Source organism: Paraburkholderia sp. RL17-383-BIF-A, from assembly GCF_046028015.1.
Classification (GTDB): domain Bacteria; phylum Pseudomonadota; class Gammaproteobacteria; order Burkholderiales; family Burkholderiaceae; genus Paraburkholderia.
Genome location: NZ_JARESR010000025.1, coordinates 60471 through 78673, shown reverse-complemented (window position 1 = coordinate 78673; position 18203 = coordinate 60471). Strand labels below are relative to the sequence as shown.

Below are 18203 nucleotides of genomic sequence, written 5' to 3'. Positions count from 1 at the left end.
TCGCCTCACGGCTTCTAACTCCGCAGCTTCTAACTTCGCCTCCGCGGCATCCGTCTCCGCCTCTGCCTACGTCACCGTTGCGCACCCTGTGCGACTGCGCACACCGCCGTGCGGCGCCCGCTCGCGGTTTTGCCCGTGCGCGGTTATCCTGTAGCGGACACTACACAACAGGATGCGGGCCTTCGCGGGCCACATCCGAACAGGAAATCCGCTGTGAGCCTGAAACTGCTTACTGTCGCCATGCTGGCCGCGTCCGTCGCGTTGACCGGTTGCGACGACCAACAGAGCGACCGCGCCGTGCAAAAACTCAAGGAATTCTTCAACGCCGTCAAACCGGACGCGTTACTGCTCAAGGACATGACGCCGGGCGTCACGACCGAAGCGCAGATCCGCGACCAGATAGGCAAGCCGGAAACCGAGCGCACCTTCACCGACGGTTCGAAACGCTTCGAATATCCGCGCGGCCCGCAAGGCTTGAATACGTACATGGTCGACATCGATCGCGACGGTAAATTGCAGGCCATCACGCAGGTGCTGACGGCGGCCAACTTCGCAAAGATCCGCATCGGCATGAGCGAGGACGAAGTGCGCCGCCTGCTCGGCAAGCCCGGCCAGGTCGCGGTGTTTCCGCTCAAGCCGGAAACCGTGTGGAGCTGGAAGTGGCGCGAAGGCGGCGTGACCGAAGAAGGGATTTTCAACGTGCATTTCGACCAGTATCAGAAGGTGTACACGACATCGCGCTCTGACGTGATTCGTGGGCGATAGCGGTGAGTGATAAAAGAGAGCAAGCGGGGAAGATCATGATACGTCGACGTCGATACAGCCGGATCGGGCTGGTGTTGGGGGGCGGCGCCGCGCGCGGCTGGGCGCATATCGGCGCGATTCGCGCGCTGCACGATGCGGGCATCCGGCCCGATGTGGTCTGCGGCACGTCGATCGGCGCGCTGGTGGGCGCGGTGTATGCGAACGGCGATCTCGACTGGCTGGAAGAGTGGGTCTCGCGGCTCACCTGGCAGACGGTGGTGCGCCTGCTCGATCTGCGGCTTTCGGGCGGCCTGCTCGGCGGGCGCAAGGTGATCCAGTTGTTCGCCGACAAGTTCAACGGCCGTTCGATCGCGCAGTTGAACATGCCGTTCGCGGCGGTCGCGACCGAACTCGACTCGGGCCGCGAAAGCTGGTTGCAGGACGGCAGCGTGGTCGAGGCGGTGCGCGCATCGATTGCGATTCCCGGCATTTTCACGCCGGTGTGGCACAACGGTGTGTGGCTGGTGGACGGCGGTTTGAGCAACCCGGTGCCGGTTTCGGTGGCGCGGGGCATGCGCGCGGACTGCGTGATCGCTGTCGATCTGAACAACGATATCCTGAACGGCCGCGATTTCGGCGGCGCGGTGGTCGATACGCCGGCCATCGACCCGGCCGAGCCGCAGGCGGTCGCGCTGCGCCGCAACGGCAAGCCCTGGCCACGCTGGCTCGCGCCCGCCGATGCGCGCGTCACGGACGACGTGCGCGTGCCGCCCGCGCCGAGCGCGCGCGTGCCGTCTATGCTGAGTTCGATCGCACAAAGCATCGACATCATGCAGGTGCGGATTACGCGCAGCCGTCTGGCGGGCGAACCGGCGGACATTCTGATCCAGCCGCGGCTGGGCGGCATGGGGATCTTCGATTTTCATCGCGCGGCGCCTGCCATCGAGGAGGGGCGCGCGGCGGTGGAGCACATGCTGCCGGCGATTCGGGCGCGCCTGGGCATCGATTAGGGCGTTCCGGCGGTCCGCCGTCTATCGAAAAAGCGACCCGAAACTTGCTAAATCGCGGCGGCGCTCGCCGCGCACTGCCTGCCTTACAAATTCCCACAACCCTCAAAACCAAGCCCTGCACGCCGTGCAATGCGCCAAAGGCCGCTCTGTTGCGTTGCAGCAAAACGCCCGCACGCCTTTGAGAATTTAATTTTCGCTTGCGAGACTCCGCGCCATGCTGGACGAGTCGGGCAGGCATGAGCCGACACCGTCCGAGACATCCTCAAACAACCTGGATGGAGACACGCGTGTTCCTATACGGCTTTGGCCCGGTGTTGCTGGCCGGCACGATCCAGACGATCGAGCTGTCCGTCCTGTCGCTGGCGGCCGCCGTGCTGCTCGGCCTCGCGGGCGCGGCGGCGAAACTTTCGTTCAACCGCCCGCTGCGGGCAATCGCGACCGGCTACACGACGCTGATCCGCTCGGTGCCCGACCTCGTGCTGATGCTGCTGCTGTTCTACAGCATCCAGATCGCGGTCAACAACCTCACCGACGCGCTCAATCTCCCGCAGTTCGATATCGATCCGTTCGTGGCCGGCGTGCTGACGCTCGGCTTCATCTACGGTGCGTACTTCACCGAGACCTTCCGCGGCGCCTTTCTCGCCGTGCCGCGCGGCCAGCTCGAAGCGGGCAGCGCGTACGGCATGAGCGGCGCGCGCGTATTCACGCGCATCCTGTTTCCGCAGATGATGCGTTTCGCGCTGCCGGGCATCGGCAACAACTGGCAGGTGCTGGTGAAGGCCACCGCGCTGGTGTCGATCATCGGTCTCGCCGACGTCGTCAAAGCCGCGCAGGACGCCGGCAAAAGCACCTTCAACATGTTTTTCTTCATCCTGGTCGCCGCGCTGATCTATCTGGCGATCACCACCGCTTCGAATCTCGTGCTGATCTGGTTGGAAAAGCGCTATTCGATCGGTGTGCGGCACGCGGAGCTTTAAGACCATGATCGACATTCTCAATGAATTCTGGCGCGCGTTTCTCTACTGGGACGGCCAGCGCATCTCCGGTCTCGCGGTCACGCTGTGGCTGCTGGTGGCGTCGGTCGGGATCGGCTTCTGCGCGGCGATTCCGCTGGCGGTGGCGCGCGTGTCGAAGAAGCGCTGGCTCTCCACGCCAGTGCGTCTTTACACTTACGTGTTTCGCGGCACGCCGCTGTACGTGCAACTGCTGCTCATCTACACCGGCATGTACAGCCTCGAATTCGTGCGCTCGCATCAACTGCTGGACGCGTTTTTCCGCAGCGGTTTTCACTGCGCGATTCTCGCCTTCGCATTGAACACCTGCGCGTACACCACGGAAATTTTCGCCGGCGCGATCCGTTCGACCTCGCACGGCGAAGTGGAAGCGGCGCGCGCCTACGGCATGAGCTGGTTCACGATGTACCGCCGCATTGTGATACCGTCCGCGCTGCGCCGGGCCTTGCCGTTGTACAGTAACGAAGTGATCCTGATGCTGCACGCCACCACGGTCGCTTTCACGGCCACGGTGCCGGACATCCTGAAGGTGGCGCGCGACGCGAACTCGGCCACTTACCAGTCGTTCGACGCGTTCGGCCTCGCGGCGCTGATCTATCTGGTGGTGTCGTTCGTGCTGGTGGCGCTGTTCCGCCGCGCCGAGCGCCATTGGCTGGGCTATCTCGCGGTGCGCACGCATTGAAACGCGCCGTGTTTGCAGTGGGCGGCGCGGCAGTCGCGCCCCGTCATGAAGATTGATCCGTATTTTCAAAGGGAGAGCATCTTGCTCCACACGACTCAAACCGAAGCTTGCAAGCTCGCCGTACAGGACATCCACAAGCGCTACGGCGACAACGAAGTGCTCAAGGGCGTGTCGCTCAATGCGAACAAGGGCGACGTGATCAGCATTATCGGTGCGAGCGGGTCGGGTAAGAGCACCTTTCTGCGCTGCATCAATTTTCTCGAGCGGCCGAACGCCGGGCAGATCGTCGTCGACGGCGAAGCGGTGAAGACCAAAACCGACCGCGCCGGCAATCTCGAAGTCGCGGATCACAAGCAGTTGCAGCGCATCCGCACGAAGCTCGCCATGGTGTTCCAGCACTTCAACCTGTGGGCGCACATGAACGTGATCGAGAACATCATCGAAGCGCCGATTCATGTTCTGGGTCTGAAGCGCAAGGAAGCCGAAGACCGCGCGCGTGAGTATCTCGAGAAGGTCGGTCTTGCACCTCGCCTCGAAAAGCAGTATCCGTCGCATCTGTCGGGCGGTCAGCAACAGCGCGTGGCGATTGCCCGCGCGCTGGCCATGAACCCCGACGTGATGCTGTTCGACGAACCGACTTCGGCGCTCGACCCCGAACTGGTCGGCGAAGTGCTGAAGGTCATGCAGAAGCTCGCCGAAGAAGGCCGCACCATGATCGTCGTCACGCACGAAATGGGTTTCGCGCGCAACGTGTCGAACCATGTGATGTTCCTGCATCAAGGCCGCACCGAAGAAGAAGGCCTGCCCGCGGAAGTCCTGAGCGCGCCGCGCAGCGAGCGGCTCAAGCAGTTCCTTTCCGGCAGCCTGAAGTAACGCGCGGCTCGCGCCGTAGCGTTTAACCCGTTTCAGCGATGGCTCGCACGTCCAGCCCGGCTCGCACCACGCAAGTCGCTATCGTCGCCTTGCCGCCCGTGTCGATGTCGGGCGTCGGGCCGATTGTCGACGCCCTCAATCTCGCCAATGAAATCGACGGCCGCGCGCTCTACCGCGTGCAGGTCTGCTCGTGGGACGGCCGCGCGGTGCCGCTCGCGGGCGGCGCGCAATGGCCGGCCGATGCCGCTTTCGGCGACGCGATCGCGTGCGACTGGCTGATCATCGTCAGCGAGCGGTTTCAGCAGTTCGCCGACTATCGCCTCTTTCTCGCCAGCCTCTCGCGGGTCGGTCAGCGCACGCCGCTCGTCACCGGCATTCACCACGGCGTGTGGTGGCTCGCCATGGCAGGGCAGTTGTCCGGCTACCGCGTGAGCGTCAACTGGGAAACCTATCAGCAGTTCTCCGAGCAGTTCGAACGCTCCATCGTCACGCAGCAGATCTTTGAAATCGACCGCGATCGCGCCACCTGCGCGGGCGGCCAGGCCACCGTCGACTTCATGCTGGCGATGATCGGCCGCGAGCACGGCCCCGAACTCGCGGATCGCATTGCGGATACGCTCGGCGTCGGCGCGTTGCGCGCGGGCGAGGAGCGTCAGCGCATTCCGTTCGTCACCGCGCCGGGCGAGCGCCATCCGCGCCTGAACGACGCCTTGCTGCTGATGGAAGCGAATATCGAAGATCCGCTCACCACCGACGAGATCGCGGGTCTGGTGGGCGTGTCGCGGCGGCAGCTGGAGCGCCTCTTTCGTCAGTATCTCGGCTCGATGCCGTCCAAATACTATCTGGGGCTGCGGCTTTCGAAAGCGCGCACGCAATTGCAGCGCACCAGTAAATCGGTGGTGCAGATCAGCCTCGCTTGCGGGTTTTCGTCGGCGGCGCACTTTTCGAATGCGTACCGCGAACGCTTTGGTGTCACACCGCGAGAGGATCGTCGCAACTGGATCGACAAGCAGACCGGCGCGAGCGGCGCCGCGGCCAGCGAGCCGCGGCCGGGCGCGCTGATCGAGCGGCCGGATCAGGTGGACTGAAGCGCGGGCCAAGGCGCGGACCGCGGCAAGGGCTGAAACGAGACCCAAAGCGCGGCCCGAGGCAAGGGCCAAAGCGCGGCCCGAGGCAAGGGCTCAAAGCGCGGATTCAAGCCCGTCGCCCATTCACCGAACGCCGCCCGCTCGCGTGGAAGCTCATAGAAAGCGTCGCGTATGCGCAAGACGTATCGGGCGCAGTTACCTACACTAGCTGTATTACCTCTCACCTGTAACGAGGATTTGCCATGAACGACCTGACAGTGACACGCCAGACCTTCGACGAAGTCATGGTGCCGGTGTTTTCTCCCGCCGCCTTCGTGCCGGATCGCGGTCTCGGCTCACGCGTCTGGGATACGCAAGGCCGCGACTATATCGACTTCGCCGGCGGTATCGCCGTCACAGCGCTCGGTCATGCGCATCCCGAACTGCTGAAAGTGCTGCACGATCAGGGCGGCAAGCTGTGGCACATCGGCAATGGCTACACCAACGAGCCGGTGCTGCGCTTGGCCAAACGCCTCGAAGAGCTGACTTTCGCCGACCGCGCATTCTTCGCCAACTCGGGCGCGGAAGCGAATGAAGCCGCGTTGAAGCTGGCACGCCGCGTCGCGTTCGATCGCCACGGCGCCGACAAGATCGAAATCATCTCGTTTACGCAGTCGTTCCACGGCCGCACGTTCTTCACGGTGAGCGTCGGCGGGCAGCCGAAGTATTCGGAAGGCTTCGGCCCGGTGCCGGCCGGCATCACCCACTTGCCGTACAACGATATCGAAGCGGCGAAGAAAGCCATCGGCGCGCAAACCTGCGCGGTGATCGTCGAGCCGATTCAGGGCGAAGGCGGCGTGATCCCGGCGGATCCGGCGTTTCTGAAGGCACTGCGTGAAGCCTGCGATCAGCATGGCGCACTGCTGATTTTTGACGAGGTACAAACGGGTGTGGGCCGCAGCGGCTATTTCTACGCGTACCAGGAAACCGGCGTGACGCCGGACATCCTGACCACCGCCAAGGCGCTCGGCAATGGCTTCCCGATCGGCGCGATGCTGACCACCACTGAACTGGCCGCGCATTTCAAGGTCGGCGTGCACGGCACGACGTACGGCGGCAATCCGCTCGGCGCGGCGATCGCCGAAAAGGTCGTCGAACTGGTCAGCGATCCGAAGGTGCTTGAAGGCGTGCGCGCGCGTAGCGTTGCGCTGAAGGGCCACCTCGCGAAGCTCAACGATCGCTTCGGCCTGTTCAAGGAAGTGCGCGGCAGGGGCCTGCTGATCGGTGCGGAACTGACCGATGCCTTCAAGGGCCGCGCGAAAGACTTCGTCACGGCCGCTGGCCAGCATGGCGTGATCATGCTGATGGCCGGTCCTGACGTGCTGCGTTTCGTGCCGTCGCTGATCATGCCGCTCGACGACATGAACGAGGGCTTCGCGCGTCTGACCCAGGCGATCGAAGGCATCGTCGGCGCGAAAGCTGAAGCGGCGTCGCACTGAGCCACAGCATTGATCACGCGCCACATTCAACAGGAACGATGATGCTCTTTGTACGCCCAGGCCGCCTCGCCGATCTCGACGCGCTCGAGCATATGGCGCGCACCGCGCAACCGGTGCTGCATTCCCTGCCGCACGACCGGCGCGCGCTCGAAGCGCGCGTCGCGTTGTCGGAAGACTCGTTTCGCGCGGAAGTCGATTTTCCGGGCGAGGAGTTCTATCTGTTCGTGCTCGAAGATGCGTCAAGCGGCAAGCTGATGGGCACGGCGAGCATCGTCGCCGCGGCCGGTTATTCGGACCCGTTCTACGCGTTTCGCAACGACGCGCTGATTCATGCGTCGCGCGAATTGCATGTGAACCGCAAGATTCACGCGCTGACCATGTCGCATGAACTGACCGGCAAGAGCCGCCTCGCGGGTTATTACATCGACCCGTCGCTGCGTGGCGACGCCGCCGCGCATCTGATGTCGCGTGCCCGGATGATGTATATCGCCGCCAATCGCAAGCGGTTTACGCCGGAGGTGTTTTCGCTGCTGCTCGGCGTCACCGACGAGAACGGCGTGTCGCCATTCTGGGAAGCGGTGGGGCGCAAGTTCTTCGGCCGCGACTTCGCCGACATCGAGATCGAATCGGGTGGCCGCAGCCGCACCTTCATCGCCGAAGTGATGCCCACGTATCCCATCTATGTGCCGTTGCTGCCCGAGGCGGCGCAGCGCGTGCTCGGCGAGCCGGATTCGAAAGCCTTGCTCGCGTACGACATCCATCTCGAGGAAGGCTTCGAGACGGATCGCTATGTCGATATTTTCGATGCGGGGCCGGTGCTGACCGCGCAAGTGGATCGCAGCGCCTGCGTCACGCGCAACGAAACACGTGAGGTACGCGAGAGCAACGTGGCGGCTGACGGTGCGACGTATCTGATCGCGCATAACGGCGCGGACGGCGAGTTCCGTTGCGTGCTCGGCGAACTGGCGGCGGGCAAGGAAGCCGGCGCGCCGTTGCCGCAAGCGGCGCGTGCCGCGCTCGGCGTGCAGGAAGGCGACACGGTGCGCTGCGTGCCGTTGCACCAGTCGCAGCAGGACGAACAATCGGGAGACGCACGATGATCGTGGTTCGCGTTGTGCAACGAGGCGATGTGGACGCGCTCATGCGGCTCGCGCAGGAAACCGGTCCGGGACTGACCACCTTCAAGCCGGACCGCGAGGCGCTCGCGGCACGCGTGGAACGCGCGCGCCGCACGATGGAAGACAAGGCCGAGCCGTACGAAGCCGGCTACTTCTTCGTGATGGAAGACACGGATACGGGCGACGTCGCCGGCGTGTGCGGAATCGAAACCGCGGTGGGCCTGCAGCAGCCGTTCTACAACTATCGCGTGAGCACGGTGGTGCATGCGAGCCAGGACCTCGGCATCTGGACGCGCATGCGCGCGCTGAACATTTCGCACGACCTGACGGGTTACGCGGAAGTGTGCTCGCTGTTTTTGAGTCCGCGTTACCGCACGAGCGGCGTGGGCGGCTTGCTGTCGCGGTCGCGCTTCATGTTTCTCGCGCAGTTTCGCGAGCGCTTTCCGCAGCGTTTGTGCGCGGAATTGCGCGGCCATTTCGACGCGGAAGGCACCTCGCCGTTCTGGCGCGCGGTCGGCTCGCATTTCTACCAGATCGACTTCAACGCGGCGGACTACCTGAGTTCGCACGGCCGCAAGGCTTTTCTCGCCGAGTTGATGCCGCGCTATCCGGTGTATGTCGAGTTGTTGCCGCAAGAGGCGCAGGACTGCGTGGGCCTCACGCATAACGACACGATTCCGGCGCGTCGCATGCTCGAAGCGGAAGGGCTGCGCTACGAGAATCACGTCGATATCTTCGACGCGGGTCCGGTTCTCGAATGCCATATCGCGGACTTGCGCACGGTGCGCGAGAGCGTGGTGGTGCCGGTCGAAATCGGCACGGCAAGCTCGGGTGCGCCGCAGGACGGGCCGAAATCGATGGTGTCGAATACGTCGTTGGGCGATTTTCGCGTCGGCGTGGTGGCGGGCGTGCCGCAGGACGGCGTGTTCCGTCTGAGCGCGGCCGAAGCCGCGGCGCTCGACGTCAAGGCAGGCGAGCTCGTGCGCGTGCTGCCGCAGAAACATAAACAGGGATGATCATGAGCGAGCTTTTCATCGACGGCGAATGGGCCGCCGGCACAGGACCCGCATTCGCGTCGCGCAACCCGGGCACGGGCGCGGCGGTGTGGGAAGGCAACAGCGCCTCGGCTGACGACGTGGACCGCGCGGTGCGCAGCGCGCGCCGTGCCTTCGCCACGTGGTCGGCGTTGAGCCTCGACGAACGTTGCGCCGTGGTGCGCCGCTTCGCCGCGCTCGTCACCGAACGCAAGGAAGCGCTGGCGGAAGCGATCGGCCGCGAAACCGGCAAGCCGTTGTGGGAAGCGCGCACTGAAGCTGCTTCGATGGCGGCGAAGGTCGAGATTTCGATTCAGGCCTATAACGAGCGCACCGGCGAGAAGCGCTCGGCCATGGCGGACGGCACGGCCGTTTTGCGCCATCGTCCGCATGGCGTGGTGGCCGTGTTCGGGCCGTATAACTTTCCGGGGCATCTGCCGAACGGCCATATCGTGCCGGCGCTGATCGCGGGTAATGCGGTCGTGTTCAAGCCGTCCGAACTGGCGCCGGGCGTGGCCGCGCTCACGGTGCAGATCTGGCGCGACGCCGGTTTGCCGGCAGGTGTGCTGAACCTCGTGCAAGGCGAAAAAGACACTGGCATTGCGTTGGCCAATCACCGGCAGATCGACGGCCTGTTCTTCACAGGTAGTTCGGATACCGGAACATTGCTGCACAAACAGTTTGGCGGCCGCCCGGAGATCGTGCTGGCGCTGGAAATGGGCGGCAACAATCCGCTCGTGATCGGGCCGGTGGCCGATATCGACGCCGCCGTGCATCACACGATCCAGTCGGCGTTTCTGTCGGCGGGGCAGCGTTGCACCTGCGCGCGCCGCATTTTCGTGCCGAACGATGCTCAGGGCGATCGCTTCATGGAACGCTTCACCGAGGTCACTTCGCGCATCAGCGTCGGCGAATATAACGCCGATCCGCAGCCGTTCATGGGCGCGGTGATTTCGGCGCGGGCGGCCTCGCGGCTCGTCGCCGCGCAGGAACGCCTGCTGGCCGACGGCGCGAAAGCGCTGCTGAAAATGGAGCAGCGCGATCCGAAGCTCGGCTTCGTGACACCGGCCATTCTCGACGTGACCGCCGTGAAGAACCTGCCGGACGAAGAACACTTCGGGCCTTTGGCGCAAATCATCCGCTACGGCAGTTTCGACGAAGCGCTGGAGCAGGCGAACGACACCGAGTTCGGTCTTTCCGCCGGCCTGCTTGCCGACGACGAAGCGCTCTGGACGCACTTCCAGCGCACGATTCGCGCGGGCATCGTCAACTGGAACCGGCCGACCAACGGTGCTTCGTCGGGAGCGCCGTTCGGCGGGCCGGGCCGCTCGGGCAATCACCGGCCGAGTGCATATTACGCCGCCGACTACTGCGCGTTCCCGATGGCTTCCGTCGAAAGCGCGCAACTGCAAATGCCCGCGAGCGTCTCGCCGGGCCTTCAATTCTAAGGATCGACGATGCAAGCCACTGAAGCCAATTTCGACGGCCTGGTCGGCCCGACGCACAACTACGCGGGGCTGTCGTTCGGCAACGTCGCGTCGCAGAACAACGAGAAGTCGGTTGCGAATCCGAAGGCCGCGGCCAGGCAAGGCCTGCGCAAGATGAAGCAACTGGCCGATCTCGGTTTTCATCAGGGCGTGCTGCCGCCGCAGGAGCGGCCGTCGATGCGTCTGTTGCGCGAGCTCGGTTTTTCCGGCGACGACGCCACGGTGATCGCGCGCGTGGCGAGAGACGCGCCCGAGTTGCTGGCCGCGGCGAGTTCGGCTTCGGCCATGTGGACTGCGAATGCGGCAACGGTGAGCCCATCCGCGGATACGCACGACGGCCGTGTGCATTTCACGCCGGCCAATCTGTGCAGCAAGCTGCATCGCGCGATCGAACATGAATCGACGCGCCGCACGCTGCGCGCGATTTTCAGCGACGCCGACCGTTTCGCGGTGCATGAGGCGCTGCCCGGCACGCCGGCGCTCGGCGACGAAGGCGCGGCGAATCACACGCGCTTTTGCTCGGAATACGGCACACGTGGCGTCGAATTCTTCGTGTACGGCCGCAGCGAGTATCGTCGCGGACCGGAGCCGAAGCGCTTCCCGGCGCGTCAAACGTTTGAAGCGAGCCGTGCCGTCGCGCATCGTCATGGTCTGGCCGACGCGGCTACGGTCTACGCGCAGCAGAATCCCGACGTGATCGACGCCGGCGTATTCCACAACGACGTGATCGCGGTCGGCAATCGCAATACGCTGTTCTGCCATCAACTGGCGTTCGTCGAACAGAATGCCGTCTACGACGAATTGCGGACGAAGCTCTCCGGCCTGAAGGCGGAGTTCAATGTAATCGAAGTGCCGGACGCGCAAGTGAGCGTGGCCGATGCCGTCACTTCGTATCTGTTCAACAGCCAGCTGCTGACGCGCCCGGATGGCAAGCAGGTGTTGGTGGTGCCGCAGGAATGCCGCGAAAACCCGCGCGTGGCCGCCTACCTCGACGAACTGACGGCGCACACGGGCCCGATCGACGACGTGCTGGTGTTCGATCTGCGCGAAAGCATGAAGAACGGCGGCGGGCCGGCGTGCCTGCGTCTGCGTGTGGTGCTCGACGACGCGGAACGCGCGGCAGTGACGAAAGGCGTGTGGATCAACGACACGTTGTTCGGCCGTCTGGATGCGTGGATCGAGAAACATTATCGCGACCGCCTCGCGCCGGCCGATCTGACCGATCCACACTTGCTCGCCGAGTCGCGTACCGCGCTCGACGAACTGACGCAGATTCTCGGCCTGGGTTCGCTATATGACTTCCAGCGCTGAGCGCGATATGCCGGTTTCGCTGCTCGACGATTTTCTCGCCTACACGCTGGCGGGCACGCGGCCGGCCGAGCAGGAAGCACAGGGCACGTGCGCCGGTGGCGTGCGCTGGTCGTGGCTGGACGACGGCGTATTGCTGATGGAGCCCGCGGCGCGGGAAGAGGGCACGCGCAGTGTGCTCGTCTCCGCCGGCGTGCATGGCGACGAGACCGCGCCGATCGAGTTGCTGGCGTTTCTCGTGCGCGACATCGCGCGTGGCACAGCCGCGCTGACCTGCCGCCTGCTGGTGATTCTCGGCAACGTCGACGCGATGCGCGAAGCTTGCCGTTACCGCGACGACGATCTGAACCGCCTCTTCAGCGGACGTCATCTGCAGGTGCCGCACAGCTACGAGGCGCCGCGTGCGGCAGCGCTGGAGCAGGCCGCGACGCAGTTCTTCGCGGCCGCGCCGAGCGATCCCGGCGCGCGCTGGCATATCGACATGCACACGGCAATCCGCGCGTCCGCCTTCGAGCAATTCGCGTTGCTGCCGCACACCGGCAAACCGTTTTCGCGTGCGATGTTCGCGTGGCTCGGCGAGGCGCGCATCAGTGCGGTGCTGTTGCACACCACCAAGGGCAACACGTATTCGCATTTCACCGCACAAGCGTGTGGTGCTCAGGCATGCACGCTGGAACTCGGCAAGGTGCGTCCGTTCGGTCAGAACGATCTGACGCGTTTCGCGGGTGCCGATCATGCGGTGCGGCACCTCGTGGCCGGCATGCGGGGCGAGGTGCGCGCGGACATGCCGAGGGCGTTCACGGTGATCGACCAGATCACCAAGCAGAGCGACGCGTTCGAACTGCTGGTCGCGGCCGACGTCGCGAATTTCACACCGTTCGCGAAAGATACGGTGCTCGCGCGTGACGGCGAGTATCGCTATGTCGTGCGGCACGACGAGGAGCGTCTCGTGTTCCCGAATGCGACGGTCAAGCCCGGTTTGCGCGCCGGCCTGATGGTCGTTGAAACGACACAGGACACGCTCTCGAAGCTCGTGTAGTTCACGCGGATGCCCGCGACATTGCGCGCGGGTTTGCCTGAACGCGACACCTACTTACACCTTTGCTCCTGCCGCCCGCGGCGCTCGCTCGACCAAATGCCGAGCGGCGCGCCTGCAGAGGCGGAAAACGAAGCCTGTACAATCGCGGCCTCGCGGCTGTTGCGCTGCATCACGCCGGCCGCACGAGTTTGAATCGCAATTTTGGCGCGGCAATCATGCTTGCCTGGATTCGGCTCCGTCTTGTTCAATACCGTAGAGGAACACCCGCAATGAAGATGAATTGGCGAAACATGGCTGCGCTCGCGCTGTTCGCGACGGCCACGGCCACGGCCGGCACCGCATCGGCTGCCGATATCAAGGAAGTGCATTTCGGCGTCGAGGCGTCGTATGCGCCGTTCGAATCGAAGTCGCCGTCGGGCGAACTGCAAGGGTTCGACATCGACGTCGGCAATGCCGTGTGCGCGAAGCTGAAGGCCAAATGCGTGTGGGTCGAGAACTCGTTCGACGGTCTGATCCCGGCCTTGCAGGCGCGCAAGTTCAACGCGATCAATTCGGACATGACGATCACGGAGCAGCGTCGCCAGGCGATCGATTTCACCGATCCCATCTACACGATCCCGAATCAGATGATCGCGAAGAAGGGCAGCGATCTGCTGCCGACGCCGGCTTCGCTCAAGGGCAAGCATGTCGGCGTGCTGCAGGGCACGATTCAGGAAACTTACGCGAAGGCGCGCTGGGCGCCGGCGGGCGTGGACGTCGTGCCGTATCAGACGCAGGACCAGATTTACGCCGACCTCGCCTCGGGGCGTCTGGACGCCGCGTTCCAGGACGCGGAAGCCGCGTCGAAGGGCTTTCTGAAGAAGCCGCAAGGCGCCGGCTTCGACTTTGCCGGTCCGGCTGTCACCGATGAGAAGCTGCTCGGCGCGGGTGTGGGCTTCGGCATCCGCAAGGGCGACAAGGCACTGAAAGACGCGCTGAACCAGGCGCTCAAGGAACTGAAGGCGGACGGCACGATCGACCGCTTCGCAGCCAAGTACTTCGACGTGAAGGTCGTGTTGAAGTAAGGCTTCGCGTGTCTCGCGCGTTCTCGCTTGCTCTGATGCAACGGCCGCAAATCGCGGCCGTTTGCATTTGAGGGACGACGCGCGCGCCCACCGATACCGCGCGGAAACTGTGGATCGATCAGCGTGTATTCGCTTCCGGCTGATCGAGATAATCGAATACCACTTCGCCGAGACCGAGCGTCAGGTCGGCAAGCAGATGACGCGCCTCGACCACCTCCAGCACCGGCAACGCCGCGACCGGCGCGAGCGCGTGCGGCGCCAGTTCGAGTGCTGCCGGCCCGGTCCATGCGCCTTTCAGATCGATGTCCTGCAAGTAGTAGCGCACCAGCTCGCAGATACGCGGCGTGCCGTCCACGTGCGGAATCACCTTGAGCAGGAAGTTTGGCGTTTCAAGGCGTTTTTTTTGCTGCGCGAGATCGAGCTGGCGATGCTTGTAGCCCATCGTGCCGGTGGCGATCCGGATCGGACCGTAGTCGAGCGTACCGACGAGCGTGTCGGTGTGGACGGCGAGCACCGGGTTGGCGAGCTTCTTCGGAAAACCCCACAATTCGCGGCCGCCGGCGATCGGCGGGTGGTCGTCCAGATACATGGCCAGTGTGTAGCCGCCCGCCACGCCCTGATACGAGACCGGAATCACCTGGCCGCTTTCCGTATAGTCGCCGAAGCCGGTCGAATCCGGCATGCGAATGAACTCGTAATGCACCAGCGGCTCGCCGATTTCGAGCGGCTCGGGCACCACGGCGCGCAATTTGTCCGGATCGGTGCGGTAGGTGATGATCAGAAACTCGCGATTGATGAACCGGTAAGGGCCCATGGGAAACGCCGGGCTGGTGATCGGCATCGCGAAGGCATTTGACAGCACGCTTTTGACGTCCATGTTTTTCCTCGGTGGTTAAACGCGGTTGGAACGCTTCTGCACTGCACAAGAGTATCGGCGATTTCGTGCTGGAAATCTTTCGGACACTTCTCCAATTATTTCGAGATATTGCTTCATGGACGTGTCCGCGCATGGCGGCCTGCGATAAAATCGCCGGGCACATCGCGGGCGCCAGCGGCTTCATGTCTCGGGCCATGCGCTAACGGTGGAGCGAAAACCAGAATACTGTAGTAGGCGCCGCGAAGGCGCTCAGCGGGGGAGCACAATGACCACCATCGCAATCGGGAATCCGGGCCAGACGGGCGCCGCGGACGATGCGCAATTGAATGCCAGCTTCGCGCGTCAGCCGATTCTGAATCGGGACGGCATGCTGTGCGGCTACGAGATCAAGGTGCGCGCGCCGCAATGGACCGCGGCGATGATAGAAGCCGCACGGACCGCCGCGGACAACGAGGCGGACAACGACGCGGACGCCGAGGCCGCGCCGGGCCGCGCGCCCGATCCCGCGCAACTCGTGGCGCGAGCCATTATCGACGGTCTGCTGCAGGGCGCGGTGCGCGGTGCGCTGACCGGGCATCCGGCGTATGTCGACGTGAGCCGCGAGATGCTGTTGGACGACGCGATCCTGCACCTGCCCGCCGAGCGCTTCATGCTCGAACTCGCGCCCACGATCGAGGTCGACGAGGCGCTGGTCGCACGCATCGTCCAGTTGCACGGGCGCCGCTATCGCTTCGTGCTCGACGAGGTGACGCAGCCCAACGAAGCCTTCGCCAAACTGCTGCCGTACGCGGAAGTCGTCAAGATCGATTTCACGCAGGCGCCGCGCGCGCTGCTGCCGAAACTGGCGAGCGTGCTCAAGTCGGCGGGCAAGCTGCTGGTCGCCTCGGGCATCGACGCGCAAGCCGATTTCGAAACGGCGCAGGGACTCGGCTTCGATCGCTTTCAGGGTTACTTCTTCGCGCGCGCGCAGACTTCCACCACACGCCGCGTCAGCGCGCCGCGCCACGCGTTGCTGAATCTGCTGCAATTGCTGGCGGGAGAGCCGACCGTCGCGCAGCTCGAAGCCGAACTCAAGCTCAATCCGGTGCTGGTGATGCATCTGATGAAGCTCGCCAATTCGAGCGGCCTCGCCGTTGGTCACAAGGTGACGACGCTGCGCGAGGCGATCAACGCGACGGGCACGGACCGCATTGCACGCTGGACCCAGTTGCTGCTCTACGCCGACGGCCGCAAAGTCGCCCTCGAGGACGATCCCTTGCTGCAACTCGCCGCGACGCGCGCGCGCTTCATGGAACTGGCGATCGAGCGCCTGCCCGAAGCCGGCCGCGATGAAGCCGACGCGGCATTCCTGACTGGCGTGTTCTCATTCGTCGACGCGGTATTCGGCGGCTCGCTCGAAAGCACCTTGAACGTGCTGACGTTGTCGCGTCCGATCCAGGCCGCGATCCTGCATCGCGAGGGCGTGTTGGGGATGCTGCTGAGTGCGGTCGCCGCACTGGAGCGCGGCGCGTGGGACGAGATCGGCACGCTGTGCGCGCACTTGCAGCCACTCACGGTGGAGCAGATCGCGGATATGGGGCTGGCGGCGGGCGCGTGGGCCGGTGTTGCGGACCGCAGCGCGCAAGGACTGGAAAGAATCGAGGATTGAGACCGGTGATTCGAACCGGGGACGCGGCATGCTGTGCATGCCGCGTCCGGCGAGACTGGTCCAACTTCAATGTGGCGTAGGGCAAATACAGTAAAGGGGAGAGTGAAGCGCCGTGATTAACGATCACGCCAGGTCTTCACATCATCTCCATTTCCCGCATCTGCCCCAGGCCGAAAAAACGGCCTAACTCCTTGGCCAATTCATTCAACACGCTCATTTCTTTCTGTGAGATACGGCGTGGCTCCTGACTATGCGACCAGTCGCCGTATAAGAGCGCCACGGTCGTGTCGCTCTCATCGACGACGGGTAGCAGCACGAAGGCGCGGGCGTCGTCGAATGAGCGGCGGAACCATTCGGGTAGCCTCGCGACCATCTTCGGATCGCGCGCGTTCTCGATAAAGATGCCCACCGAGTTCGCGATCGCGAGATGAAACACGTCGGGCTCGAAGGCGGTATTGAAGGTCAGCCTGGGTAACGCCGCGTCGATCTTCGGTCCGAGTCCCAAACGCGCCTTGAACGTGCCGTTGCTGTGCTTGACGAACACCACCGTGCGCGCGAAGCCGAGACCGGCCAGCAGCGTTTCCGCGGCCATGGCCAATGCCGGCGCGAGCGGGCTGCCGTCGGGCAGGCCGCGCAGATCCTTGACCCCCACCGCGATGCGCGCCTCGGGATTGAGCGCCTCGCGCGCGATCGCGTCCGCGTTGGCGCGCAACTCGACGATTTCGCGCATTACGCCGTCGCCACCTTCCTCGCGGGCGAGCGCGACGCTCATGCCGAGCAGCACTTCGGGATCGGTATTCAGCGCGCCGCTATATTCGCGCGCCAGCTCGGCGATGCGCTGCTCGCGTTCCCAGTCCGGCATGTTCTGCTGGGTGAGCACGTCGGCGACCGCCGTCGAGTAATTCGTGATGGCGCGCAGCCACTGCACCTGGCGCGGCTGCGTGACGTCCTGCGGGTCGAACTCGCCCATACCGGAGCGGATCATGTCGGGCAGGCGCCAGCGCACGGCGGCTTCGGCGCCGATCTCGTCGAACGTGACGCCGAGCACCAGCACGCAGGCATCGGCTTCGAGCGCGCCGTCGTCGATGTGGCGGCGAATCTGGTCCCATTCGGCGTCAAGATAGAACACCACCAGCAGCTTGCCGATCTGGCGCATCAGCGTGCAGACCACGGCTTCCTCGCCAGCACGCAGATCGCCGCGCTCGGTCAGCTTGCGCGCGACGCAACCCGACAGCAGCGTGCGGTTCAGTTCAAGTTTCGCGTCGATGCGGCGCGGCGCGCTGTGATGAAAGTGATCGACGATCTTCAGGCCGACCACCAGGTGGCCGACCGCGTCCATGCCGAGCACCATCAGCGCGCGCGACACGGTCGTGATGTTGCCGCCGAACGCAATGTACATGGCCGAGTTGGCGAGCCGCAGCACCTTTTGCGTCAGGGCGAAATCGGACAACACCACCTGCACGAGGCCGGTGAAGTCGAGGTCGTCGTTATTCATCGCCGCCATGGTGGTGCGCAGCGACTGCGACAGCATGGGGAAATCGCCGCGCTCGCTCATTCGCGTCCAGAGCCGGTCGAGCACCGCCGCCTTTACCATGTGAGTCCCGCAAAAGCCATACGTGTTCCAATGAGTGCCACGCCGGCCCGAGGCCGGCTTGTTCCGCTGCTAATCCACGCAAATGAGCACACACATGAGCCCGCAAATGAGCGGGCGCGTGAGCCGTTACATGAGCGCTTTGCCTG

At 64.3% G+C, this 18203-nt stretch carries 16 protein-coding genes; 14 read left to right on the top strand and 2 right to left on the bottom strand.

The features are described 5' to 3' along the window. Window positions 1-213: 213 nt before the first annotated feature. From P0D71_RS25145 to P0D71_RS25085, 13 genes are all read left to right on the top strand, one after another. The gene (locus P0D71_RS25145) at window positions 214-765 is read left to right on the top strand and encodes a hypothetical protein (protein WP_408296954.1); all 552 of its coding nucleotides are present in this window, start codon (window positions 214-216) and stop codon (window positions 763-765) included. 35 nt (window positions 766-800) lie between these two features. Continuing rightward, window positions 801-1754, top strand: coding sequence for a patatin-like phospholipase family protein (locus tag P0D71_RS25140; RefSeq protein WP_091795041.1), 954 nt, complete (start codon window positions 801-803; stop codon window positions 1752-1754). A 287-nt stretch (window positions 1755-2041) separates the two neighbouring features. After that, the gene (locus P0D71_RS25135) at window positions 2042-2731 is read left to right on the top strand and encodes an ABC transporter permease (protein WP_012432581.1); all 690 of its coding nucleotides are present in this window, start codon (window positions 2042-2044) and stop codon (window positions 2729-2731) included. A 4-nt stretch (window positions 2732-2735) separates the two neighbouring features. Beyond that, a complete protein-coding gene (locus P0D71_RS25130) occupies window positions 2736-3449 on the top strand; it encodes an ABC transporter permease (RefSeq protein WP_091795039.1) in 714 nt (237 codons plus the stop codon). A 45-nt stretch (window positions 3450-3494) separates the two neighbouring features. Continuing rightward, a complete protein-coding gene (locus tag P0D71_RS25125; RefSeq protein ID WP_091800603.1) occupies window positions 3495-4322 on the top strand; it encodes an ABC transporter ATP-binding protein in 828 nt (275 codons plus the stop codon). A 38-nt stretch (window positions 4323-4360) separates the two neighbouring features. After that, on the top strand, window positions 4361-5410 hold the full coding sequence (locus P0D71_RS25120; protein ID WP_091795036.1) for a GlxA family transcriptional regulator: 1050 nt from the start codon (window positions 4361-4363) through the stop codon (window positions 5408-5410). Window positions 5411-5652: 242 nt separating this feature from the next. After that, the gene (locus P0D71_RS25115; RefSeq protein ID WP_408482640.1) at window positions 5653-6888 is read left to right on the top strand and encodes an aspartate aminotransferase family protein; all 1236 of its coding nucleotides are present in this window, start codon (window positions 5653-5655) and stop codon (window positions 6886-6888) included. A gap of 41 nt (window positions 6889-6929) precedes the next feature. Continuing rightward, the gene (gene aruF, locus P0D71_RS25110; RefSeq protein ID WP_408482679.1) at window positions 6930-7988 is read left to right on the top strand and encodes an arginine/ornithine succinyltransferase subunit alpha; all 1059 of its coding nucleotides are present in this window, start codon (window positions 6930-6932) and stop codon (window positions 7986-7988) included. Beyond that, on the top strand, window positions 7985-9022 hold the full coding sequence (gene astA, locus P0D71_RS25105) for an arginine N-succinyltransferase (RefSeq protein ID WP_408482639.1): 1038 nt from the start codon (window positions 7985-7987) through the stop codon (window positions 9020-9022). The genes aruF and astA overlap by 4 nt, the downstream gene beginning before the upstream one ends. A 2-nt stretch (window positions 9023-9024) precedes the next feature. After that, window positions 9025-10488 carry a succinylglutamate-semialdehyde dehydrogenase gene (gene astD / locus P0D71_RS25100; RefSeq protein WP_408296959.1) on the top strand — a complete coding sequence of 488 codons (1464 nt, stop codon included), beginning with the start codon at window positions 9025-9027 and terminating at the stop codon, window positions 10486-10488. Between the two features lie 9 nt (window positions 10489-10497). After that, on the top strand, window positions 10498-11838 hold the full coding sequence (gene astB, locus P0D71_RS25095) for an N-succinylarginine dihydrolase (protein ID WP_408482637.1): 1341 nt from the start codon (window positions 10498-10500) through the stop codon (window positions 11836-11838). Then, window positions 11822-12874: a succinylglutamate desuccinylase gene (astE, locus tag P0D71_RS25090; protein WP_408186190.1), complete on the top strand. Its 1053-nt coding sequence runs from the start codon at window positions 11822-11824 to the stop codon at window positions 12872-12874. The genes astB and astE overlap by 17 nt, the downstream gene beginning before the upstream one ends. Before the next feature lie 269 nt (window positions 12875-13143). Further along, the gene (locus tag P0D71_RS25085) at window positions 13144-13938 is read left to right on the top strand and encodes an ABC transporter substrate-binding protein (protein ID WP_408482635.1); all 795 of its coding nucleotides are present in this window, start codon (window positions 13144-13146) and stop codon (window positions 13936-13938) included. A gap of 118 nt (window positions 13939-14056) precedes the next feature. Here P0D71_RS25085 and P0D71_RS25080 read toward each other — a convergent pair whose 3' ends face one another. Beyond that, window positions 14057-14815, bottom strand: a complete 759-nt coding sequence (locus P0D71_RS25080) for an acetoacetate decarboxylase (RefSeq protein WP_408186188.1) — start codon at window positions 14813-14815, stop codon at window positions 14057-14059. 265 nt (window positions 14816-15080) lie between these two features. Here P0D71_RS25080 and P0D71_RS25075 point away from each other — a divergent pair, with 265 nt between their 5' ends. Next, the gene (locus P0D71_RS25075) at window positions 15081-16463 is read left to right on the top strand and encodes an EAL and HDOD domain-containing protein (RefSeq protein ID WP_408482633.1); all 1383 of its coding nucleotides are present in this window, start codon (window positions 15081-15083) and stop codon (window positions 16461-16463) included. A gap of 136 nt (window positions 16464-16599) precedes the next feature. On the opposite strand, the gene P0D71_RS25070 is transcribed toward P0D71_RS25075, so the two are convergent. Continuing rightward, window positions 16600-18057, bottom strand: a complete 1458-nt coding sequence (locus P0D71_RS25070; protein WP_408343137.1) for an HDOD domain-containing protein — start codon at window positions 18055-18057, stop codon at window positions 16600-16602. Between the last annotated feature and the right edge of the window lie 146 nt (window positions 18058-18203).